Source organism: Faecalibacterium sp. I2-3-92, assembly GCF_023347315.1.
Taxonomy (GTDB): Bacteria; Bacillota; Clostridia; order Oscillospirales; family Ruminococcaceae; genus Faecalibacterium; species Faecalibacterium duncaniae.
Genome location: NZ_CP094470.1, coordinates 983609 through 1007779 on the forward strand (window position 1 = coordinate 983609; position 24171 = coordinate 1007779).

The window sequence follows — 24171 nt, forward strand, 5'->3', positions numbered from 1 at the left end:
CCTGAAGCATGGGCCTATGATAACACTTCAGGGAACTGAAGTCAAGAGAAATTTTGAAATTTAGGAAAGAAAGTGGTAGAATAGGGGCAGCCTGAGAGGGCAAGGAGTTTACAAGGAGCGATCATCAATGGGAAAAGAAGCAAAAACGAATGCCATGCGCATCCTGGAACGGGCCAAGGTGCCCTATACAGCCCACGAATATGCCCACGAGGAGGGCGTGGCGGTGGACGGTGTGACCGTGGCCGCCAGCATGGGGGAGAACCCGGCCTGCGTATATAAGACGCTGGTGACTCAGGGCAGCAGCAAAAACTACTTTGTGTTCGTCATTCCGGTGGCGGCAGAGCTTGACCTGAAGGCCGCTGCCCGCAGCGTGGGCGAAAAAAGCGTAGCCATGATCCATGTGGCCGATATCAATAAGGTCACCGGCTATGTGCGCGGCGGCTGCAGCCCGGTGGGTATGAAAAAGCAGTACACCACCGTGTTTGATGAAAGCGTGCTGGCTCAGGAAAAGGTCTATGTCTCCGGCGGCCGCATTGGTACGCAGGTGTGCTGCGCACCCGCCGACCTCATCCGGGCAGCAAGGGCAGCAACAGCGAAGATCATCTTCTAAGGTAAAACGCCCTTACTGCCAACGCAATGACGGAGAGACTGTACAGAGCGGGGCCTGCTCAGTGAGGTAAAACTTACTTTATTATATTTTCTAAAAAAGTCATACTTAAAAAGAAATACGGTGTCGAAACTGCACAAAACTTTTGAAAGTTTTTTGACGCGGGAGAACACAAGGGAGAAATTGCCCCAAGGGCCTTTGCAAAGTGGAATTTTTGCCGTAAACTGTATGTAGTACAGGGACGGTACCCCGGCGGATGCCGGGTGCCGCCTGAAAAAGCGCAGAGCAAAAGGGGAACTTCAAAGATGAAGATGCTGTCGGGCTTCACAGAACAGAACACCATTCGTGCTGTTCAGGGGCATCGTGCAGCTTTGTGCAAAGCGCTGGGAGAGCATACGCAGAAATAAAGGCCGTGGTGCAGGTGTACCACAGCTTTTTTTTGTTTTGCAGACGGAGAAAGAGAGGTTCGGATATGATTCGGAAAGTTGCAGTGATCATGGGCTCGGACAGTGATTGGCCGGTGGTAAAGGGGGCCTGTGCCCAGCTGAAGGCGCTGGACATCCCCTTTGAGGCACACATCCTTTCGGCCCACCGCACCCCTGCCGAGGCCGCGGATTTTGCCAAAAATGCCCGAGCCAACGGCTTTGGTGTGATCCTGTGCGCGGCGGGCATGGCGGCCCATCTGGCCGGTGCCTTTGCCGCCAACACCACCCTGCCTGTCATCGGTATCCCGATGAAGGGCGGCGCGATGGACGGTCTGGACGCGCTGCTGGCCACGGTCCAGATGCCCAGCGGCATCCCGGTGGCTACCGTGGCCCTGAACGGGGCCAAGAATGCCGCCTGGCTGGCCGCCGAGATCCTGGCTCTGAGCGATGACACACTGGCCGGGAAGCTGGAGGCCGAGCGGGTGAGCATGGCACAGCAGATCGCAGCTAAGGAAGAAAAGCTGCAGAACGAACTGAAAGAGTTGTAAGGAGAACCAATGTCTGATTTTGCATATCCGCTGCACGAGGAATGCGGCGTTTTTGGCATTTACGACCGGGCGGGCACCGAGGATGTGGCCGCTGCCGCCTATTCTGCCCTGTATGCACTGCAGCACCGCGGGCAGGAGAGCTGCGGCATTGCGGTCAACGATGACGGTGTCATCCAGGGCCACCGCGACCTCGGCCTGGTGAACGAGGTGTTCACCCCTGCCGTGCTGGGCAGTCTTTCCACCCCCACGGCCCACATGGCAACGGGCCATGTCCGCTATGCCACGGCCGGCAGCCGGGTGCGGGCCAACGCCCAGCCCATGATCGTCCGGCATGGCCGGGGCACCATGGCCCTCTGCCACAACGGCAACCTGACCAATGCCCTGGAGCTGCGCCGTCAGCTGGAGAACGAGGGTGCCATCTTCCACGGCTCCTCCGATACCGAGGTCATCTGCTACCTCATCACCCGCAACCGCCTGCGGATGGGCAGCATTGAGACTGCCATCAGCAAGACGATGGATGTGCTGGAGGGTGCATACAGTCTGGTGATCATGTCCGCCACCAAGCTCATTGCGGTCCGGGACCCCCGGGGCTACCGCCCCCTGTGCATCGGCACCCTGCCCGGCGGCGGCTATGTCTTTGCCAGCGAGAGCTGTGCGCTGGATGCTGCGGGCGCGACCCTGCTGCGGGACGTGGAGCCCGGCGAGATCGTCATTGCCGACACCAAGACCGGTGAGCTGCGGAGCATCAAGGATCACTGCGGCCGCCCGGACACCCAGATGTGCGTGTTCGAGTTCATCTATTTCTCCCGCCCGGACAGCATCATCGAGGGCAGCTCGGTGCACGAGGCCCGCAAGCAGGCAGGCCGGTTCCTGGCACAGGAGCACCCCGTGGAGGCCGATGTGGTCATCGGCGTGCCGGATTCCGGTCTGGATGCGGCGCTCGGCTACTCGCAGGAGAGCGGCATCCCCTACGGCATCGGCTTCATCAAAAATAAATACATCGGCCGCACCTTTATCCAGGGCAGCCAGAAGCAGCGCGAAAACAGCGTGCGCATCAAGCTGAACGTGGTGTCCAGCACCGTCAAGGGCAAGCGGGTGGTGCTGGTGGATGACTCCATCGTGCGCGGCACCACCTCCGCCCGCATCATCAAGCTGCTGCGGGATGCCGGTGCAAAGGAAGTCCACTTCCGGGTCTCGGCCCCCCCGTTCAAATACCCCTGCTACTTCGGCACCGACATCCCCGACCAGAAGCTGCTGGTGGCTACGGGCCGCAATGTGGAGCAGATCAATGAGATCATCGGGGCCGATACCCTGGGCTACCTGTCCACCGAGCATGTGGTGCAGCTGGCCAAGAACGCAAAATGCGGTTTCTGCACCGCCTGCTTTACCGGCGAGTATGCCGTGAGGCCGGAAGAGGTGCTTTCCACCGATATCCATGAACGCCACCTGAACGACCGTCCCAAAAACGAGAAAAAGTTAGGAGAGTAAGAAGATGGAAAAGAGCTATTCTGAGAGTTACGCAGCTGCCGGTGTGGATATCACCGCCGGTTACCGCTCCGTTGAACTGATGAAGCAGTATGTTGCCCGCACCATGAACGAGCACTGCATTGGCGGCCTGGGCGGCTTTGGCGGCCTGTTTGAGCTGGACTGCACCGGCTACAAGCACCCTGTTCTGATCTCCGGCACGGACGGCGTGGGCACCAAGCTGAAGATCGCCATGATCATGGACAAGCACGATACCATTGGCATCGATTGCGTTGCCATGTGCGTCAACGATGTGATCTGCGCCGGTGCAAAGCCGCTGGTGTTCCTGGATTACATCGCCTGCGGCCGCAACATCCCTGAGAAGATCGCCGAGATCGTCAAGGGCGTGGCCGAGGGCTGCGTGCAGGCTGATTGCTCTCTGGTGGGCGGCGAGACTGCCGAGCACCCGGGCATGATGCCGGAGGATGAGTACGATCTGGCCGGTTTCACTGTGGGCGTTGTGGACAAGGAAAAGATCCTGAACAACGAGACCATGCAGGCTGGCGATGTCATCCTCGCTCTGCCCTCTACCGGTGTTCATTCCAACGGTTTCTCGCTGGTGCGCAAGATCTTTGATATTGACAACGATCCCGATGTTCTGCACACCACCCCCGCCGAGCTGGGCGGCAAGACCCTGGGCGATGCCCTGCTGGCTCCCACCAAGATCTACGTCAAGCCGGTGCTGAAGGTGCTGGAAGAGGTGGATGTTAAGGGCATCTCCCACATCACCGGCGGCGGCTTCTATGAGAACATCCCCCGCAGCCTGAAAAAGGGCTGCTGCGCCCGCATCAAGAAGGAAGATGTCCGCATTCCTGCCCTCTTCCACCTGATGCAGGAGACCGGCCACATCTCCGAGCACGACATGTTCAACACCTTCAACATGGGCGTTGGCATGGTGCTCACCGTTCCTGCCGCACAGGCTGACAAGGCGCTGGAGATCCTCCACGCCAACGGCGAGCCCGAGGCTTACAAGCTGGGTGTCATCGCTGAAGGGGACGGTGTGGAACTGTGCTGAACGTAGCTGTGTTGGTTTCCGGCGGCGGCACCAATCTGCAGGCCCTGCTGGACAGCGAAGCCCGGGGCGAGAACCCCAACGGGAAGATCACGCTGGTCGTGGCCTCCAAGCCCGGTGTCTACGCGCTGGAGCGGGCCGCAAAGGCCGGCGTGGAGGGCGTTGTGGTCCGCCGCAAGGATTACGAGAACAGTGAGGCCTTTGACGCGGCCCTGCTGGAAACGCTGAAAAGCCACAACATCGATCTGGTGGTGCTGGCCGGGTTCCTTTCCGTGCTGGGCCCCAGTGTCATTGAAGCCTATCCCCGCCGCATCCTGAATGTTCACCCGGCGCTCATCCCGTCCTTCTGCGGGCCTGGCATGTACGGCCTGCGCCCCCATCAGGCCGCTCTGGCCCGGGGCTGCAAGGTGACCGGTGCCACCGTGCACTTTGTCAACGAGGAGTGCGACGGCGGCCCCATCCTGCTGCAAAAGGCAGTGGAGATCCTGCCCGGCGACACCCCCGAGGTGCTGCAGAAGCGGGTGATGGAACAGGCCGAGTGGAAGCTGCTGCCCAAGGCAGTTGCCATGGTGTGCAGCGGCGAGATCGAGTAAAAACTCCTTCCGTCACGCCTGACGGTGTGCCACCTCCCTCAAGGAGGGAGGCTTGAGGCTCCCTCTCCGAGGGGGCTGTCGCCGTAGGCGACTGGGGGAGTTCCGTAATAGGAGAATTTGACATGGAAAAGATCAACCTGAACGATTATCTGGCCTCCAACGAGTACCCCGGCCGCGGCATTGCAGTGGCAATGGCTCCCGATGGCCGTCAGATGTTCATCGGCTACTTTATCATGGGCCGCAGTGAGAACAGCCGCAACCGTGTGTTCGACCCCGTGCCCGAGCGCGGCGGCATCTGCACCATGGCTGCAGACCCCGACAAGCTGGAGGACCCCAGCCTCATCATCTATAACCCCGTGCTGACCCTGGGCAAGACCCACATCGTGACCAACGGCGACCAGACCGATACCATTTTTGACCTGATGAGTCAGGGCAAGAGCTTTGCCGATGCCCTGCGCACCCGCACCTTTGAGCCGGACGGTCCCAACTACACCCCCCGCATCTCCGCTGTGGTGTACGCTGATGGCAGCTACCAGATGAGCATCCTGAAATCTGCCGACGGCAACGGCGACAGCGTCCAGCGCTATTTCTTTGATTACCCCCAGCCTGTGGCCGGTGAGGGTCATTTCATCAGCACCTACAAGCACAACGGAAACCCCATCCCCAGCTTTGAGGGCGAGCCCCTGCGCTTTGCCTGCCCCCGCACCATCGGCGATTTTGCCCATGGCCTGTGGCAGAACCTGAACCCCGACAACAAGGTCAGCCTGTTTGCACGCGTCATCGACCTGGACAGCGGTGAGACCGGCGATATGATCTTCAACAAATACGATGCTGTCAACAGCGATCTGGACGACCCCGAGGAGCCTGAACTGCTGCCCGAGGAGCTGGAGCTGCTGGCAAAGCTCGATGCCGAAGCGGAATAACGAAGACTTAAGGAGGATGCATCAATGAACGAACTCGCACTGAAGTACGGCTGCAACCCCAACCAGAAGCCCAGCCGCATCTATATGGAAGATGGCTCCGACCTGCCCGTGACTGTGCTGAACGGCAAGCCCGGCTACATCAATTTTCTGGATGCCCTCAACTCCATCCAGCTGGTCAAGGAGCTGAAGGCGGCCTGCGGTCTGCCCGCCGCCGCTTCCTTCAAGCATGTGTCCCCGGCGGGTGCCGCCCTGGGCCTGCCCCTGACTGATGTGGAGCGCAGGATGTACCACATTGCCCCGGACTTTGAGCTCTCTCCGCTGGCCTGCGCTTACGCCCGTGCCCGCGGTGCTGACCGTATGTCCTCCTTTGGCGACTGGATCGCCCTCTCCGATGTCTGCGATGTGCCCACCGCAAAGCTCATCCAGCATGAGGTCTCTGACGGCATCATTGCCCCCGGTTATGAGCCGGAGGCTCTGACCATTCTGGCCGGTAAGAAAAAGGGTAACTACAATGTGGTGGCCATTGACCCCGACTACAAGCCCGCCCCTGTGGAACACAAGCAGGTGTACGGCATCACCTTTGAGCAGGGCCGCAACGAGCTGACCATCAACGCCGACACCATGCTGACCAACTGGGTCACCGAGAACAAGAGCGTGACCGAGGAGCAGAAGCGGGACCTGATCATTGCCCTTATCACCCTGAAATACACCCAGTCCAACAGTGTCTGCTACACCGCAGGCGGCCAGACCATCGGCGTGGGTGCCGGCCAGCAGAGCCGCATCCACTGCACCCGTCTGGCAGGCCAGAAGGCCGACAACTGGCAGCTGCGCCACATGGACAAGGTGCTGAATCTGCCCTTCCGTGACGATATTGCCAAGCCCAACCGCGACAATGCCATTGATGTTTACATCGGTGATACCCCCGAGGATGTCATCGGCGACGATGTCTGGGCCGAGACCTTCACCGAGCAGCCCGCACCCCTGACCGCGGAGGAAAAGAAAGAGTACCTGAGCCACGTTACCGGTGTCTGCCTGGGCTCTGATGCCTTCTTCCCCTTTGGCGACAACATCGAGCGTGCCCGCCGCTCCGGCGTGACCGCCATTGTCCAGCCCGGCGGCTCTATCCGCGACCAGCAGGTCATTGACACCTGCAATAAGTACGGCATTGCCATGGCGTTCTGCGGCATCCGGCTGTTCCATCACTAAAAGAGACGGGTTAAACCTCTCAGTCTCGCTTCCGCTCGACAGCTCCCCTAGTAGGGGAGCCCTTGGCAGAAGATTCAATTTTTGATATCTTCGCCTGCGGCTCCAAAACCAGCTTCTGACACAGGGAAAAAGCCAACGTCAGCACGGCAAATCGTAGCGAAGCGCTAACCCCCGAAAATGTGACGGTATGCCAAGGCCTCCCCTACTAGGGGAGGTGGCATCGAGCGTTAGCGATGATGACGGAGAGGTTGTACAGAGCAGAGGATATCCTAAAAGCAATAACCCATCAGGAGGTTATAGAATATGCAGAAAAAAATCTTAGTGGTCGGCGGCGGCGGCCGCGAGCACGCCATCATCAAGGCACTGAAGAAGAGCCCGGACTGCGGCGAGATCTGGTGCGCTCCGGGCAACGGCGGCATCAGCTACGATGCCAAATGCAAGAACATCAAGGCTACGGACGTAGAGACCATGGTGGCCTTTGCCGCTGAGGAAAAGTTTGATTATGTGGTCGTGGCGCAGGATGACCCGCTGGCGCTGGGCATGGTGGACGCACTGGCTGCAGTGGGCATCCCTGCCTTTGGCCCGGACAAGGCCGCTGCCCGCATCGAGGCCTCCAAGGTGTTCTCTAAGGACCTGATGAAGAAATACGGCATCCCCACCGCAGATTATGCCACCTTTGATGACCCCGCCAAGGTCATGGATTACATCAAGGCAAAGGGCAAGTACCCCGTGGTCATCAAGGCCGACGGGCTGGCACTGGGCAAGGGCGTGCTGATCTGCGAGAACGAGGAACAGGCCGCCGACGGCGTGAAGGAGATCATGCTGGACAAAAAGTTCGGCGCTTCCGGCAACCATGTGGTGGTGGAAGAGTTCCTCACCGGCCCTGAGGTCAGTGTGCTGAGCTTTACCGACGGCAAGGTGGTCAAGCCCATGGTTTCCAGCATGGACCACAAGCGTGCCAACGACCACGACACCGGCCTGAACACCGGAGGCATGGGCACCGTGGCCCCCAACCCCTACTACACCCCGGCCATTGCTGCCGAGTGCATGGAAAAGATCTTCCTGCCCACCATTCAGGCCATGAACGCCGAGGGCTGCCCCTTTAAGGGCTGTCTGTACTTCGGCCTGATGCTCACCCCGGACGGCCCCAAGGTCATCGAGTACAACTGCCGCTTCGGCGATCCCGAGACCCAGGTGGTGCTGCCCCTGCTGGAGAGTGACCTGCTGAAGATCATGGCTGCCTGCACCGAGGGCACGCTGGCCGATACCGAGGTCAAATTCTCCGAGGGCGCGGCCTGCTGTGTCATTCTGGCCTCCGGCGGCTACCCGGTGTCCTATGAAAAGGGCAAGCCCATTTCCGGCCTGACCAACGGCCAGCTGGAAGGGGAGAGCAGCATCACAGTCTACCACTCCGGCACGGCACTGCGTGAGGACGGCACGCTGGTCACCAACGGCGGCCGCGTGCTGGGCGTGACTGCAACTGCGCCCCGCCTGACCGCCGCCATCACGCAGGCATACGCCGCCGCTGAGAAGATCAGCTTTGAAAAGCTGCACAAGCGCACGGATATTGGTATGAGAGCATTAAAGGCGATTGCTGAAAGATAAACGTGCCCGCCCTCTCCGTCATTGCTTTGCAATGCCACCTCTCCCAAGGGGAGAGGCGAAGGCGGCTCATGGTCAGCAGGTGATAAATCTGGGATATGGGTTGGCTCTCCCTTTGGGAGAGCTGGCGCGAAGCGCCTGAGAGGGCGAGGATTCTGATAAGAAAAAGTCATCGGATGGAAGGATGGATTTCAATGGTCTATCGTATTTATGTGGAAAAGAAGCCCGGCTTTGATGTGGAAGCCCAGGGCCTGAAAAATGAGCTGGTGAGCCTGCTGGGCATCCAGTCCCTGAGCGGCCTGCGCCTGCTGAACCGCTATGACGTGGAGGGCATCGACGAGGCCCTGTTCAACCAGTGCGCTACCACCGTGTTCAGTGAGCCGCCGGTGGACAACACCTATGCGGAGCTGCCTGAATTCGAGGGCATTTCCTTTGCTGTGGAGTACCTGCCCGGCCAGTTCGACCAGCGCGCCGATTCTGCCGCCGAGTGCATCCAGCTCATCAGCCAGGGCGAGCGCCCGCTGGTTCGCTCTGCCCGTGTCTACCTGCTGGAGGGTTCCCTGACCGAGGAGCAGGTGGCAGAGATCAAGAAGTACGTCATCAACCCGGTGGAGGCCCGCGAGGCTTCGCTGGAGACCAAAGCTACCTTGAAGATGGAGTATCCCGTGCCCACCGCTGTGGCCACGCTGGAGGGCTTCAACGAGCTGGACGAAGAGGGTCTGAAGAAGTTCATCGACGAAAAGGGCCTGGCCATGGATCTGGGCGATATCAAGTTCTGCCAGGAGTACTTCCGCTCTGAGCACCGCGACCCCACCATCACCGAGATCAAGATGATTGACACCTACTGGTCCGATCACTGCCGCCACACCACCTTCGGCACCATTCTGGATGATGTCCAGATCGACGATGCCGTGGTGCAGGCAGCGTTTGACCGCTACATGGCCATGCGCGCCGACCTGGGCCGCGAGGAGAAGCCCCGCTGCATGATGGATCTTGCCACCATCGGTGCCAAGGAGCTGAAGAAGCAGGGCATCCTCAAGAATCTGGACGAATCCGAGGAGATCAACGCCTGCACCGTCAAGATCAAGTGCGATGTGAACGGCAAGGATGAGGACTGGCTCTTCCTCTTTAAGAACGAGACCCACAACCACCCCACCGAGATCGAGCCCTTCGGCGGTGCGGCCACCTGCATCGGCGGTGCCATCCGCGACCCGCTGTCCGGCCGCAGCTATGTCTATCAGGCCATGCGTGTGACCGGCGCAGGCGACCCGCTCAAGCCTGTCAGCGAGACCCTGCCCGGCAAGCTGCCCCAGCGCAAGCTGGTGACCACTGCCGCTGCCGGTTACTCCTCCTACGGCAACCAGATCGGCCTTGCCACCGGCCAGGTGGATGAGATCTACCACCCCGGCTATGTGGCAAAGAGAATGGAGATCGGCGCTGTGGTGGGTGCGACCCCCGCTTCCCATGTCCGCCGCGAGTGCCCCGCCCCCGGGGATGTCATCGTCCTGCTGGGCGGCCGCACCGGCCGCGACGGCATCGGCGGTGCCACCGGCTCCTCCAAGGCCCACAATCTGAGCAGTCTGGACCACTGCGGTGCCGAGGTGCAGAAGGGCAATGCGCCCATCGAGCGCAAGCTCCAGCGCCTGTTCCGCCGTGAGGATGCCTGCAAGATGATCAAGCGCTGCAACGACTTTGGTGCGGGCGGCGTTTCCGTTGCCATCGGCGAGCTGGCCGACGGCCTGTATATCGACCTGAACAAGGTCACCAAGAAGTATGACGGCCTGGACGGCACCGAGCTGGCCATCAGCGAGAGCCAGGAGCGCATGGCTGTGGCCCTTGCCCCCGAGGATGTGGACAAGTTCATCGCCATTGCCACCGAGGAAAACCTTGAGGCTACCCCCGTGGCAAAGGTCACCGAGGAAAAGCGCCTGAACATGGTGTGGAACGGCGTGTCCATCGTCAACATCAGCCGTGAGTTCCTGAACTCCAACGGTGCGGAGAAGCACCAGAACGTCCATGTGGAGCAGGGTACCGTCTGGCAGCCCCAGTGGGCCGGCATCACCTTCAGCCAGAAGATGAAGAACATGGTGGGCGACCTGAACATCTGCAGCAAGAAGGGCCTTTCTGAGCGGTTCGACAGCACCATTGGTGCCGCCACCGTCCTGATGCCCTTTGGCGGTGCTTACCAGCTGACTCCCCAGAACGCCATGGTGGCAAAGCTGCCCGTGGATGGCGAGACCAACACCTGCTCCGGCATGGCCTGGGGCTACAACCCCTACCTGATGAGCGCCAACCAGTATATCGGCGCACGGATGGCCGTGGTGGACAGCGTCACCAAACTGGTGGCCTCCGGCTTCCGCTATGAGGATGCCTACCTGACCTTCCAGGAGTACTTTGAGCGCCTGGGCACCAAGCCCGAGCGCTGGGGCAAGCCGCTGGCCGCCCTGCTGGGTGCTCTGGATGCCCAGATGGGTCTGGGCATTGCCTCCATCGGCGGCAAGGACAGCATGTCCGGCTCCTTCGAACAGCTGGATGTGCCCCCCACGCTGGTCTCCTTTGCCACTGCCATCGGCAAGGCCAGCAAGGTGGTTTCTACCGAGTTCAAGAAGCCCGAGAGCACTGTTGTCCTCATCCGGCCCATTCTGGACCCCGAGACCGGCTGCCCCAACTTCTTCTCCCTGAAGGCAAACTACAAGATCGTGGAGCAGATGATCGAAGAGGGCATGGTGGCATCTGCCTGCGCCGTGGGCTACGGCGGCATTGCCGAGGCCCTGTTCAAGATGGGCCTGGGCAACCGCATCGGCTTCAAGATGCGCGCTGATATGCCCACCCACCGGATGTTCGAGCCCATGTACGGCTCCATCGTGCTGGAAATGGTCTCTGATTCCCCCGCAGGTGAGCTGCTGGGCGAGACCACCAAGGAGTATACCTTTGAAAGCTGCGGTGAGACGCTGGATATGGCTGAGCTGCAGGAGATCTGGGAGAGCAAGCTGGAGCCTGTGTACCCCTACCGCAAGGCAGGCCCCACTGTGGAAAAGATCAACGGCAAGCTGAACGCCCCCGCTGCCCCCAAGATCGGTGTGGCAAAGCCCAAGGTGATCATCCCCGTGTTCCCCGGCACCAACTGCGAGTACGACACCGCCAAGGCCTTTGCCCGCGCCGGTGCCGACCCTGAGATCCTGGTCATCCGTAACCTGACCCCGGCGGACGTTACCGCCAGCTGCGAGGCACTGGTCAAGGCCATTGGCGAGAGCCAGATCGTGATGCTGCCCGGCGGCTTCTCCGGCGGCGACGAGCCGGACGGCAGCGCCAAGTTCATCGCCTCCTTCTTCCGCAGCCCTGCGGTCACCGAGGCGGTCCGCGACCTGCTGCAGCACCGCGACGGCCTGATGCTGGGCATCTGCAACGGCTTCCAGGCCCTGATCAAGCTGGGTCTGGTGCCCTACGGCGATATCCGCCCCATCACGGCCTATGACCCGACCCTGACCTTCAACACCATCGGCCGCCACCAGAGTATGCTGGTGCGCACCCGCATTGCATCCACCGGCAGCCCCTGGCTGTCCCACTGCGATGCAGGCAGCGAGTACGAGATCGCCATCAGCCACGGCGAGGGCCGCTTTGTGGCACCCCAGAATGTGCTGGATCAGCTGGTTGCCAACGGTCAGGTGGCTACCCAGTATGTTGATTTGGAGGGCGAGCCCACCATGGATCAGCGCTACAACCCCAACGGCTCTCTGCTGGCCATTGAGGGCATCACCAGCCCGGACGGCCGCGTGTTCGGCAAGATGGGCCACTCGGAGCGCAGCGGCGAGTACCTGTACAAGAACGTCACCGGCGACAAATATCAGCCGATCTTTGAGGGCGGCGTAGACTATTTCAAGGTTTGATGGTAGAATAGAGAAAAACTCCTTCCGTCATCGCTGACGCGATGTCACCTCCCTCTCCGAGGGAGGCTGAAAGGCCCCCTCCTCGAGGGGGCTGTCGCCGGAAGGCGGCTGGGGGAGTTACTTTCAGGAGGAAACAACCAATGTCACAGCATGATCGTTATATCAGCCCCTTCTCTACCCGTTATTCTTCCGATGAGATGCAGTATATCTTTTCGGATGACAACAAGTTCCGCACCTGGCGCCGCCTGTGGGTGGCGCTGGCCCGGGCCGAGATGGAGCAGGGCCTGACCAATATCACCCCCGAAATGGTGGCCGAGCTGGAAGCCCATGTGGACGACATCAACTACGAGGTCGCCATTGCGCGCGAGAAGCTGGTGCGCCATGATGTGATGAGCCATGTTTACGCCTACGGCCAGCAGTGCCCCAAGGCAGCAGGCATCATCCATCTGGGTGCCACCAGCTGCTATGTGGGCGATAACACCGATATCATCGTGATGCGGCAGGGCCTGGAGCTCATTCGCAAAAAGCTGATCGGTGTGCTGGCAAAGCTCTCCCGCTTTGCTGAGGAGTACAAGGACATGCCCTGCATGGCCTATACCCACTGCCAGCCTGCACAGCCCACCACCGTGGGCAAGCGTGCCACCCTGTGGGCCAACGAGCTGGTGATGGATCTTGCCGAGATCGACCACCGCCTTGCCACCCTGCAGCTGCGCGGTGTCAAGGGCACCACCGGCACCCAGGCTTCCTTTATGGAGCTGTTCAAGGGCGATGCAGACAAGATCCGCGCTGTGGATGCTTCCATTGCCAAGGAGATGGGCTTTGCCCCGGATGCCGTGATCCCCGTGTCCGGCCAGACCTACAGCCGCAAGGTGGATGCCTTTATCCTGAACGCTCTGGCAGGCATTGCCCAGAGCTGCATGAAGTTTGCCACCGACCTGCGCCTGCTGGCTAACTTCAAGGAGATGGAAGAACCCTTTGAGAAGAACCAGATCGGTTCCTCCGCCATGCCTTACAAGCGCAACCCCATGCGGTGTGAGCGCATCTGCGCCCTGAGCCGCTACCTGATGGTGGATGTGCTGAACCCCAGCTTCACCACCGGCACCCAGTGGTTTGAGCGCACTCTGGACGACAGCGCCAACAAGCGCGTTGCCATGGCCGAGGGCTTCCTGGCTGCCGATGCCATCCTGAACATCATGCTCAATGTCACCGACGGCATCGTGGTCTATCCCAAAGTGGTGCGCAGCCGCCTGATGGCAGAGCTGCCCTTCATGGCCAGCGAGAACATTATGATGCAGGCTGTGGAAAAGGGCGGCAACCGTCAGGAGCTCCACGAGCGCCTGCGCCAGCACGCCATTGCCGCTGGCAAGCAGGTCAAGGAAGAGGGCCTGCCCAACGATATGGTGGACCGCGTTGCCGCTGACCCCGCCTTTGGCCTGACCAAGGAGGAGATCGTGGCCGGTCTGGTGCCCGAAAACTTTGTGGGCCGTGCACCCCAGCAGGTGGAGGAGTTCATTGCAAATGTGCTCCAGCCCATCTTTGATGCCAACCCCGATGCTGTGGAACAGCACGCAAGCCTGAGCGTTTGAGCGTAAAATTTTTAGAAAAGAGGCTGTTGCCGGAGGCAACGGCCTCTTTTCTGCACACAGAAGGAGTTTTTATGCGACTAGACAAATATCTGGCCGAGACGGCGCAATGCACCCGGAGCGAGGCAAAGACCCTGCTGAGCAGGGGACGGGTGACGGTGAACGGCGCGGTGTGCAAAAAGGGGGACACCCAGCTCAGGGAAGGGGACAGCGTGGCGGTGGACGGTGCGCCGCTTGCTTACCAGCAGTTCGTCTACCTGATGCTCAACAAGCCTGAGGGCGTGGTGAGCGCTTCCACCGACAAGCGGGATACCACCGTAGTGGATCTGATCGGGGATGCCTACCCCCGGCGGGAGCTGTTCCCGGCCGGCCGGCTGGACAAGACCAGCACCGGCTTTGTTCTGCTGACGGATGACGGCGGCTTCGCCCATGAGATCCTTGCCCCGAAGCGCCACGTCTCCAAGACCTATACGGTGGTCATTGACACACCGCTGACCGAGGAGATGCGCAGGGGCTTTGCCGAGGGCGTGACGCTGGCGGATGGCACCGCCCTCTCCCCGGCAGAGGTGGAAGCCCTGACCCCGGACGGCCTGACCGTGAAAGTCAGGCTCAGGCAGGGGGTGTACCACCAGATCAAGCGGATGTTCGGTGTGTACGGCGCGGGCGTGAATGCCCTGCACCGGGATGCCATCGGCGGGCTTGCGCTGGACCCGGCCCTTGCACCGGGGCAGTGGCGGGAGCTTTCTGCGGAGGAAGTGACAGCAATTACCACCGGAGACTGACTGCTTTTCACCTGATTTTCAAAAAAACATCACATTTTGCCGGTAAAATATTCACAAGAACCACGCAAAACAGTGCTTTTTGGGCCTGAAAATACCCCCGAAAGATAATTTCACCAAGAAAGTCAAAAATATTTTGGTGAAATATGTTGCAAAAGTAAATTCTTTTGTGTAAAATAGATAATGTAAAGCGGCGAAATTGTTAAAAACGACAATCTCGCCCCTGCGGCTTGCACAAAAGAGGAAAAGGGGTATCCATTTATGGCCAATAGAGTATTCCAGAGCGTGATCTACCAGATGAAAGATGCCATCGATCGTGTGGTCGGTGTGGTGGATGAGACCGGCGCTGTGATCTCCTGCTCGGAGCTGAACCTGATCGGAGAGGTGCGCGAGGGCTTTATGGCAGAGCGCCTGACGGCCGGTGACCGCTTTGTGCGGGATGGCTACACCTATCAGCAGTTCTCCAGCGCAAAGCATAACGACTATGCCGTGTTTGTGGAAGGCGCGGACGAGACTGCGGGCCAGTTTGCGGCCCTGCTCTCCATCAGCCTGCAGAGCATCAAGCAGTACCACGATGAAAAGTTCGACAAAGCCAACTTCATCAAGAACGTGGTGCTGGACAACATCCTGCCCGGCGATATCTACGCCAAGGCCCGTGAGCTGCACTTTGCCACCGATGTTTCCCGTGTGGTGTTCATTGTGCGCGTGACCTCCGGCGGCGACATCTCCGCTTACGATGTGGTCAGCAGCCTGTTCCCGGACAAGCAGAAGGACTTTGTGTTCAACATCAGCGAGACCGACACCGTGCTGGTCAAGGAGATCCGCAAGGGCATCGACCGCACCGATATGGAGAAACTGGCTGCCAGCATCGTGGACACCCTGTCCGGTGAGCATTACATCAAGGCTGTGGTCGGCATCGGCACCCCCATCTCCAATGTGAAGGATCTGGCTACCTCCTTCAAGGAAGCCCAGATCGCCATGGAGGTCAGCAAGGTGTTCGACACCGAGAAACAGATCATCCGCTACGACAACCTTGGCATTGCCCGCCTGATCTACCAGCTGCCCACCACTGTCTGCGAGATGTTCCTGCGCGAGGTGTTCAAGCAGGGCAGCATCGAGAGCCTGGATCAGGAGACCCTGTTCACCATCCAGCGCTTCTTCGAGAACAACCTGAATGTGTCTGAGACCAGCCGCGGCCTGTTTGTCCACCGCAACACGCTGGTGTATCGTCTGGAAAAGATCAAAAAACTGACCGGTCTGGATCTGCGTGAGTTCGACGATGCCATCGTCTTTAAGGTGGCGTTGATGGTCAAGAAGTACCTGTCCAACAACCCGGCCAAATATTAAGCAAACGCTTGCGGCGCAAAGCCGTCGGCGAAGAACCGGCCGCTCGAAACCGATGCTGGCCGGTTCTTTTTGGTTTGGAGAAAATTATTGGGAGCGAAAAATGCATGATAGATTTTGAACACGTTTCAAAGCAGTACAAGCACAACGCAAAGCCTGCCCTGGAGGATGTCAACTTCCATGTGGATGACGGCGAGTTTGTTTTTCTGCTGGGTCACTCGGGCGCGGGCAAATCCACCCTGCTCAAGCTGATCCTGCGCGAGGAGACCCCCACCGAGGGCCGCGTGCTGGTGAACGGGCAGGATGTTGCCCGCCTGCGCCGCCGCAAGATCCCCTACCTGCGCCGTCAGATGGGCATCATCTTTCAGGATTTCCGGCTCATCCCCACCATGACCGTTTACGAGAACATTGCCTTTGCCATGCATGTTACCAACATCGGGCATAAGCAGATCAAGGAGCGCGTGAATTACATGCTGGAGCTTGTCCACCTGGAGGACAAGGCAAAGGTCTACCCCGACCTGCTCTCCGGCGGTGAGCAGCAGCGTGTGGCTGTGGCCCGCGCCCTGGCCCACGCCCCCAAGCTGGTGATTGCGGACGAGCCCACCGGCAACATCGACCCCGAGCTGAGCCTTGAGATGATGGAGCTGCTGGAGCGTGTCAGCGAGATGGGCATCACTGTGCTGGTGGTCACCCATGAGCACGAGCTGGTCCGTCACTTTGACCGCCGCGTGGTCACCCTGTCCGGCGGACACATCATCTCGGATGTGCCCACGGGTTCCATGATCCCTCACCCGCCCGTAGACCCGAAGGAACTGGAAATGGAGGTGTCGCTGGTATGATGAAGCCTTCTACGTTCGGTTTCCTTGTGGTGCGCGGCGTGCGCAACCTGGGCAAGCACTGGGCCATGACCATTGCCTGCATCGCCTCCCTGAGCGTCTGTATGACCCTGAACACCTTTGCCACGCTGGCGGAAGTCAATGTGGACAGCATGGTGAACTATCTGGGCCAGCAGAACGAAATGGTGGTCTATGTGGACCCCGAAGCCGACGATGCCACCATCCAGTCGGTAGGGGAGCGCATCACTGCCACCCCGGGCGTGAGCCGGGTGCAGTACATGTCCAAGGAGGACGTGCTCAACCAGTACCGTGGGTACATGGCGGATTACGCCGTTCTGCTGGACGAATTTGAGAATGATAACCCCTTCAAGGCCAACTACCGTGTCTCTCTGGCGGATCTGAGCCAGATGCAGGCCATGAGCCAGAACTTCCAGAGCATTCCGGGCGTGTACAGCGTTACCGCCCCCATTGAGATGACCCAGACCTTTGTGGAGGTCCAGCAGGCCGTGACCAAGGTGGGCCAGATCGTGATCCTGGTGTTGATGGCGGTCAGCATCATCACGGTGGGCAGCACCATCCGCCTGAGCGTTTTTGCCCGCCGCCGTGAGATCGAGATCATGAAGTATGTGGGCGCGACCAACCACCTTGTCACCCTGCCCTTTTTTGTGGAGGGCCTGACCATGGGCCTGATCTCTGGTGCCATCACCTCGGTAGCCGGTATCTTCGGCTATGCCTACATCGTGCAGGCCTCCAGCACGCTGGGCGGGTTGTGGCAGCTGCTCATGGGCACCGCCATGGTGCCTGTGGATGCCGTCTGGCCCACCATCCTGACGTACAGTCTGGCCGGTGGTGCGCTGGTGGGTGCGCTGGGCAGCATGTTCTCCATCCGCAAGCATCTGAATGTGTAAGCGAAAGGAGCCTTCTCTGTGAAACAAGCAAAACACTCTGCGGGCTTCCGCCTGCACCTTATGTATACCCCCACCCACGCAAAACCCGCCCCCGGGCACAGCCGGGCCATGCGCGCCGCCAGCCTGTTTCTGGCAGCGGCCTGCCTGCTGCTGAGCGTTTCGGTCTACCCGGCCACGGCGGCTACCAGCATGTCCAGCCTGCAGAACAAGCTGGATAAGCTCTCCCAGTCCATTGTACAGCACAAAAAGGAACTGTCCAATGCAAAAAAGAAGGAGCAGGCCGCCAAGGCGCTGGAATCGGAGCTGAAGGAAAAGGTCACGGTGGTCCAGAGCCAGATCAGCGTGCTGAAGGGCCAGATCGCCGAGGTGCAGAACAGCATCGGCCTGAAGGAACAGGAGATCGCCGTCAAGGAGCAGCAGATCACCGAAAAAGAAGCGGAGATCGCCGACCAGTGGGGTGATTTCAAGCAGCACATGGCCGCCATGCAGGAGCTGCGGGACGGCGGCAGCGTTGCCATGCTGTCCGCGGTGAACGACCTGTATGAGCTGCTGACCTTCAACGAGGTCATGCAGGACATCTCCATCAAGGACACCGAGATCCTGGACAACATGAAGAACGCCAAGGAAGCGCTGGAAAGCGATAAGCTGACGCTGGAATCCCAGCGCAGCGAGCTGCAAAGCAAAAAGGCAGATCTGGATGCCCAAAACAGCCAGATGCGTGCCAAGCAGAACGAGCTCAACTCCAGCGTGGCCGCCGCCCAGATGAGCGCTGCCGAGGCACAGCAGGCCCAGAAGGACGCGCAGGCCGCCATTGAATCGGACGAGATGAACTATGAGGCCGTCAAGAAGCAGATCCAGAAGATGATCGCTGCGGCCGCTGCCTCCAAGCCCACCCTGAGCTTTACCGGCTTCATCTGCCCGCTCAAGAGTTATAGCCGCATTTCCAGTGAGTACGGCTGGCGCAAGAACCCCGTTACGGGGGTCAACAAGCTCCACGCCGGTACCGACTTTGCCGCCCCGGGCGGCACGCCCATCTATGCAGCCGCCAGCGGCTATGTGCAGGTGGCGGGCTGGTCCAGCGGCGGCTACGGCAACTATGTCATCATCTACCACGGCAAAATGTCCGATGGCAACCAGTACAGCACCCTGTACGGCCACATGCGGTCGGTCGCCACCTCGGCGGGCAAGTATGTCCAGCAGGGTGAGATCATCGGCTATGTGGGCAGCACGGGCAACTCTACCGGCAACCACCTCCATCTGGAGGTCTGGAAGGGCGGCTCCAAGGCCAATGCCGTCAACCCCCGTGGTTATATCCCCATGAAATAATCTGCATTGTATCAAAGGAGGCCGTCAGGGCTTATGAAGGAAGAAAAACGCAAGCGCATCCTGCGCGTGGGCTGTCTGATCCTGGCAGGGATCTTTGCACTTTCCATGCTGGGCAGCGTGGTTATGATGCTGCTGGTCTGACAGAGGAGGGAAGAAGATGAACCGTAAGATATCGGTCGGCATGGCGGTCAGCATCGTCATCCTGGCCATGACCGTTACCTTTTCCATTACCATGCTGGTGGCGATGCGCCTGTTTGACAGCACCGTTTCCAGCGTGAAGGAAAAGGAAAGCATGTACAACAAGATCGCTGAGGTGGACCGCTATGTCCGCAGCAACGATTACTATCCCATCGATGAGACCACCCTCTACGACCGCCTGACGGCTGGCTACCTGCTGGGCACCGGCGACAAGTACGCCCGCTATTTCAGCGCCACCGCCTATACGGAGCTGATGAATACCCAGAACGGCACCCTGATCGGCATTGGCGTGGAGCTGGCTGTGGATCAGTCCGGCTATGCCAAGGTCATCAAGGTCTACGATGAATCCCCCGCCAAGGAGGCCGGCATCCAGGTCGGCAACTACATCACCGCCGTGGACGGCACCGATGTCAAGAGCATGAGCAGCGTGGATGCCATCCAGACCCGCCTGCGCGGCGAGAGCGGCACCACCGTCAATGTGACCTGGCTGGACAGCGAGGCCGCCGAGCATACCGCCGACCTGACCCACTCCGGCTACAGCTCCACCACCGTGGATTACCAGATGGTGCAGGGCAATGTGGGCTACATCCGGATCCGCCAGTTTGATTCCACCACCCCCAGCGAGCTGGATTACGCCATCCGCAGCCTGAGCGCCAGCGGCGCGGGCAGCCTGGTGTTTGATCTGCGTGATAACGGCGGCGGCCTGCTGGACGATGCCATTCAGTGCATCGACCTGATCGCCCCGGAGGGCACGCTGGCCTTTGCTGAGGACAAGAACGGCACCCAGACCCTGCTGGGCACCAGCACCAGCGAGTCCCGGATCGACCTGCCTGTTGTCTGCCTGGTCAACGACAGCACCGCCAGCGCTGCGGAGCTCTTTGCCAGCAGCCTGCGCACCCTGAATGGTGCCCGTCTGGTGGGCACCACCACGCAGGGCAAGGGCACCATCCAGAGCAGTCCCCAGCGCCTGTCCGATGGCAGTGCCGTGGTGGTTACCGTGGCAAAGCTGGTCTGCGGCGACGGCAGCTGCTTTGACGGCACCGGCCTGACCGTGGATGTGGAGCGTCCCCTGACTGCAGACGAGCAGACCGCATACTATGATTACACTGTGGAGAACGATCCCCAGATCCAGCGTGCCGTGAGCACTGCCCAGCAGATGAGCGGCACCACCACCGTGAGCGGTGTCAACGAAGCGGCTTCCAGTGAAGCTGCCGACAGTGCCGCCGCCGAGAGCGTAGCGGAAGGGGACGCTGAGGCTGCATCTGCCGAGAGCACTCCGGCAGAGACCGCGCCCGCCGAAAGTGAAGCGGCAGGGGAGAGCACTGCATCCAGTAGTCAAGAATAAGAGAACAACCCTCTCCGTCAGCGCTGACGCGCTGCCACCTCTCCCGAAGGGCGAGGTCTTGGCAATTCATGCAAAGTTTGCGGTTTTGTCAAAAGCTCCCCCTTTGGGGGAGCTGGCGAGCGAAGCGAGACTGAGAGGGTTATTTTGGAAAAGAAAGGATAGAGCCATGCCCGAACTGACCGACCTGTCTTATGTGCGCGCCCTGTGCGAAAAATATGATTTTGCCCTCTCCAAGGGCTTTGGCCAGAACTTTATCGTCAACCCCGGCCTGCCCCCCAAGATCGTGGATGCCAGCGGCGTGGACAAGCGCTATGGCGTGCTCGAGATCGGCCCCGGCATCGGCGTGCTGACCCGGGAGCTGGCAAAGCGGGCAGCAAAGGTGGTCTCCATCGAGGTGGATGAGCGCCTGCCGCCCCTGCTGGCCGAGACCATGGCCGGTGTGGACAACTTCAAGCTGGTATTGCAGGATGTGCTCAAGGTGGACCTGAAAGCCCTGATCGCGCAGGAGTTCCCCGGGATGCCGGTGGCAGTCTGCGCCAACCTGCCCTACTATATCACAAGCCCCATTGTGATGAAGCTGCTGGGTGACCGCCTGCCCATCGAGAGTCTGACCGTGATGGTGCAGAAGGAAGCTGCCGATCGTCTGGCCGCCGCCCCGGGCACCCGGGCCTCCAGTGCCATCAGCTGTGCGGTGAGCTATTACGCGACCTCTAAGATGATGTTCACCGCTGCCCCGGGCAGCTTTTACCCGGCCCCCAAGGTGACCAGCGCTGTGGTGCGGATGGAGATCCGCCCCACCCCCGCCGTGCAGGTGGAGGACGAGGAGGGCTACTTTGCCCTTGTCCGCGCGGCCTTTGGCCAGCGGCGCAAGACTGCCGCCAATGCCATTGCCAGCGGCCTGGGGATGCCCAAGGATGCCGTAACCGCTGCCATTGAAGCCGCCGGTTTCGATGCCCGCATCCGTCCTGAGGCCCTGACGCTGGAGGATTTTGCAAAGATCCAGAGCACGCTGGCCCGGTGACTTGTTTTAATAATTCGGTTTTCCAAAAGCAGGAGCTCTTCGCAAAGCGTGGAGCGCCTGCTCTTTTAGAATATAAAGCAGAAAATACGGTGTCTTTTTGAAGAGAACAATTCCGGTTGTTTTGTCCGCAGCATTGTCTGTTAAATTTCCTGCACGCTTTACCATGTAAAAGCAAATATATTTCATCGTTTTTGCGCGGCAGACTTTGCTTTTTGAAGAAAAAGCTGTGTGTGTTCCATTGACATCTTTTTATTTCAATGGTACAATATATGACGTGTTAAGGTTTTGCGGGAGGAGCACAGGTGCAGACAGAGGGGTCTGTTTCTGCGCTCTTTTGTATTCCCTGGCAATACAGGATTCAAAAAACCTCCGCAGAATAGTGGGAAAACAGCAGGACATCCCGCCCTGCACCATGCACTGAAGCACGGAATTATTATAGGGAGGAAAACACAATGAACAACAACTACGAGTCTCATGCAATCAGCCGCCGCAGCTTTCTGAAGGCTTCCGGTGTCGTTGGTGCCGCCGGCATTCTGGCCGCCTGCGGCGGCAACTCTGGCAGCAGCTCCACCGCCGCTTCCTCTGGTGCTACCAGCGCTCCCAACACCACCGGCGCTACCCCGCTGAAGGAGTTCATCTCCTGGGAGAGCACCAACCGTGAGCTGGAGAGCTGGAACATGCTGTACAGCCAGATGGCTTCCGACATGAATGTCACCACCAACCTGTGGGAAGGCCTGCTGAGCTTTGACTGCTACGGCAAGGCTGTGCCTTCCGTGGCCAAGGAGTGGAGCCACAATGAGGACTCTTCCGTTTGGACCTTCAACCTCCGCGACGATGTGGACTGGGTGGATGTGAACGGCGAGGTCAAGGCTCACCTGACCAGCAAGGACTTCCTCGTGGGTCTGGAGTGGGTGCTGAACGCAGCCAAGAACCAGGCCAACAACACCTCCATGCCCAACGAGACCCTGACCGGTGCTGCTGATTACTATCAGAAGACCAGCGATATGGGCGATGCCGCTGCCGACCTGACCTACCAGGATATGCTGGATGCAGGCGTGGGCGTTGAGGCTCCGGATGACTACACCCTGGTCTTCACCTGCAAGGATCCCTGCCCCTACTTCGATACCGTTGCTGCCTACACCAGCTTCTACCCCGCCTCTGAGGATCTGATCAACGAGCTGGGCGTTGAGGGCTTCCGTGCCTGCGATTACACCAACATGTGGTACAATGGTCCCTATGTGGTGGAGGAGTTCATCAGCCAGAACACCAAGAGCTACATCCCCAACCCCAACTACTTTGGTGCAAACGATGTGTCCCGCTTCGACCGCTTCACCGTTACCATGATCAGCGACGGCACCGTCACCTTCCAGCTGTATCAGAACCGTGAGCTGGACGAGATGGATGTGGGCGAGAGCACCCTGACCACCATCCAGGCCGATCCCAACAGCGAGTACAATGCTCAGCTGTGTGAGAAGCGTCCCAAGAAGTTCAGCTACCAGATGCACTTCAACTACCAGAAGAACAACGAGGACGGCACCCCCGACGACAACTGGAACAAGGCTATCGCCAACACCGCCTTCCGTCAGTGCTTCTACAAGGGCCTGAATCTGACCAACTGGTATGCACGTACCAACAAGATCAACCCCCTGAAGTGCGAGAACGACTGCTACACCATGCCCGGTGTCTGCTACAACACCCAGGGCCAGGAGTACTCCACCCTGGTTGCCAAGGAGATGGGTTTCGACGGCGAGGCTTACGACGGCAAGACCATGATCCGCCTGCGTTCCAACAACGGCGACATTGCTGACCTGAAGAAGCAGGCCATGGACGAGCTGAGCGCCATCGGTGTCACCTTCCCCGTCCACGCTGCTTACTACATCATCGCCGGTTCCACCTCCGCTCTGGACAATACAACCGTGCTGAAGCAGTGCTTCACCGACAGCTTCGGCGATGACTTCATTGTGCTGGACATCAAGACCTACGTTTCTTCCATCACCCAGGAAGTCCGTAATCCTCAGCTGCAGAGCTTCGTCATCAACGGCTGGGGCGCTGACTACGGCGATCCCGTCAACTTCGTTGGTCAGGAGATCCTGCACGACGACAACGCCTACTACAGCTGGTACTACTCCAACATCGCCAAGATCGTGGAGGCCGGCCCCGCTGACTGGCAGAAGGATCTGGTGGCCTGCTACGAGGAGTTCACCGATCTGGTCAACACCGCAAAGGCCATCGTTGATGATACCGATGCCCGCTACGCTGCCTTCGCAAAGGCTGAGGCCAGCATGCTGAACAACGTTCTGGCCTGCCCCTGCTACTTCGATGTTTCCTGGACTCTGACCCACGCCAACGAGTACAGCAAGATCAACGCTATGTATGGTCCCTGCAACTACAAGGCTGTCAACTGGGAGACCAGCGAAGAGGCTTACACCACCGAGCAGTACGAGGAGTTCGCCGCTGCATTCGACGCAGCTACCAAGGCTTAAGTTCCCCGTTTCCCCGCCCGA

Annotated in this window: 19 protein-coding genes; 18 read left to right on the forward strand and 1 reads right to left on the reverse strand. The window is 59.7% G+C overall.

Features of this window, described 5'->3' with window-relative positions:
* Window positions 1-127: 127 nt before the first annotated feature.
* The 17 genes from ybaK to rsmA all read left to right on the forward strand — a co-directional run bounded on the left by ybaK (window position 128) and on the right by rsmA (window position 21667).
* Window positions 128-610, forward strand: a complete 483-nt coding sequence (ybaK, locus tag MTP42_RS04690; protein WP_156075496.1) for a Cys-tRNA(Pro) deacylase — start codon at window positions 128-130, stop codon at window positions 608-610.
* A 469-nt stretch (window positions 611-1079) separates the two neighbouring features.
* Window positions 1080-1580: a 5-(carboxyamino)imidazole ribonucleotide mutase gene (gene purE / locus MTP42_RS04695; protein WP_005932189.1), complete on the forward strand. Its 501-nt coding sequence runs from the start codon at window positions 1080-1082 to the stop codon at window positions 1578-1580.
* Window positions 1581-1589: 9 nt separating this feature from the next.
* Window positions 1590-3068, forward strand: coding sequence for an amidophosphoribosyltransferase (purF, locus tag MTP42_RS04700; protein WP_097770595.1), 1479 nt, complete (start codon window positions 1590-1592; stop codon window positions 3066-3068).
* A gap of 4 nt (window positions 3069-3072) precedes the next feature.
* Window positions 3073-4119 (forward strand): phosphoribosylformylglycinamidine cyclo-ligase, encoded by a 1047-nt coding sequence (gene purM / locus MTP42_RS04705; protein ID WP_097772395.1) that lies wholly within the window; start codon window positions 3073-3075, stop codon window positions 4117-4119.
* Entirely contained in the window at window positions 4113-4709 is a 597-nt protein-coding gene (gene purN / locus MTP42_RS04710) for a phosphoribosylglycinamide formyltransferase (RefSeq protein ID WP_005932195.1), read from the forward strand. Before purM ends, purN begins: the two co-directional genes overlap by 7 nt.
* A 122-nt stretch (window positions 4710-4831) precedes the next feature.
* On the forward strand, window positions 4832-5632 hold the full coding sequence (locus MTP42_RS04715; protein WP_035393990.1) for an IMP cyclohydrolase: 801 nt from the start codon (window positions 4832-4834) through the stop codon (window positions 5630-5632).
* A 24-nt stretch (window positions 5633-5656) separates the two neighbouring features.
* Window positions 5657-6838, forward strand: coding sequence for a phosphoribosylaminoimidazolecarboxamide formyltransferase (locus MTP42_RS04720; protein ID WP_117477307.1), 1182 nt, complete (start codon window positions 5657-5659; stop codon window positions 6836-6838).
* Between the two features lie 303 nt (window positions 6839-7141).
* A complete protein-coding gene (gene purD, locus MTP42_RS04725) occupies window positions 7142-8443 on the forward strand; it encodes a phosphoribosylamine--glycine ligase (protein ID WP_249258073.1) in 1302 nt (433 codons plus the stop codon).
* A gap of 191 nt (window positions 8444-8634) precedes the next feature.
* Complete coding sequence (locus MTP42_RS04730; RefSeq protein ID WP_249258074.1) at window positions 8635-12327, forward strand: phosphoribosylformylglycinamidine synthase; 3693 nt, start codon at window positions 8635-8637, stop codon at window positions 12325-12327.
* Between the two features lie 140 nt (window positions 12328-12467).
* Window positions 12468-13913, forward strand: coding sequence for an adenylosuccinate lyase (gene purB, locus MTP42_RS04735; RefSeq protein WP_097770599.1), 1446 nt, complete (start codon window positions 12468-12470; stop codon window positions 13911-13913).
* Window positions 13914-13984: 71 nt separating this feature from the next.
* Window positions 13985-14692: a pseudouridine synthase gene (locus tag MTP42_RS04740; protein WP_098922760.1), complete on the forward strand. Its 708-nt coding sequence runs from the start codon at window positions 13985-13987 to the stop codon at window positions 14690-14692.
* 258 nt (window positions 14693-14950) lie between these two features.
* Window positions 14951-16036: a PucR family transcriptional regulator gene (locus MTP42_RS04745; RefSeq protein WP_005932217.1), complete on the forward strand. Its 1086-nt coding sequence runs from the start codon at window positions 14951-14953 to the stop codon at window positions 16034-16036.
* 104 nt (window positions 16037-16140) lie between these two features.
* Window positions 16141-16872, forward strand: a complete 732-nt coding sequence (gene ftsE, locus MTP42_RS04750) for a cell division ATP-binding protein FtsE (RefSeq protein WP_082210781.1) — start codon at window positions 16141-16143, stop codon at window positions 16870-16872.
* Complete coding sequence (locus tag MTP42_RS04755; RefSeq protein ID WP_097770602.1) at window positions 16869-17777, forward strand: cell division protein FtsX; 909 nt, start codon at window positions 16869-16871, stop codon at window positions 17775-17777. Before ftsE ends, MTP42_RS04755 begins: the two co-directional genes overlap by 4 nt.
* 18 nt (window positions 17778-17795) lie before the next feature.
* Complete coding sequence (locus MTP42_RS04760; protein WP_117535065.1) at window positions 17796-19103, forward strand: murein hydrolase activator EnvC family protein; 1308 nt, start codon at window positions 17796-17798, stop codon at window positions 19101-19103.
* Between the two features lie 157 nt (window positions 19104-19260).
* Window positions 19261-20646: a S41 family peptidase gene (locus tag MTP42_RS04765; protein WP_249258075.1), complete on the forward strand. Its 1386-nt coding sequence runs from the start codon at window positions 19261-19263 to the stop codon at window positions 20644-20646.
* A 166-nt stretch (window positions 20647-20812) separates the two neighbouring features.
* The gene (gene rsmA, locus MTP42_RS04770) at window positions 20813-21667 is read left to right on the forward strand and encodes a 16S rRNA (adenine(1518)-N(6)/adenine(1519)-N(6))-dimethyltransferase RsmA (RefSeq protein WP_117477301.1); all 855 of its coding nucleotides are present in this window, start codon (window positions 20813-20815) and stop codon (window positions 21665-21667) included.
* A gap of 6 nt (window positions 21668-21673) precedes the next feature.
* On the opposite strand, the gene MTP42_RS04775 is transcribed toward rsmA, so the two are convergent.
* A complete protein-coding gene (locus tag MTP42_RS04775) occupies window positions 21674-21832 on the reverse strand; it encodes a hypothetical protein (RefSeq protein WP_249258076.1) in 159 nt (52 codons plus the stop codon).
* Between the two features lie 287 nt (window positions 21833-22119).
* Between MTP42_RS04775 and MTP42_RS04780 the strand changes: the two genes are divergently transcribed.
* Complete coding sequence (locus tag MTP42_RS04780) at window positions 22120-24150, forward strand: peptide ABC transporter substrate-binding protein (protein WP_249258077.1); 2031 nt, start codon at window positions 22120-22122, stop codon at window positions 24148-24150.
* The last annotated feature ends 21 nt before the right edge of the window (window positions 24151-24171 follow it).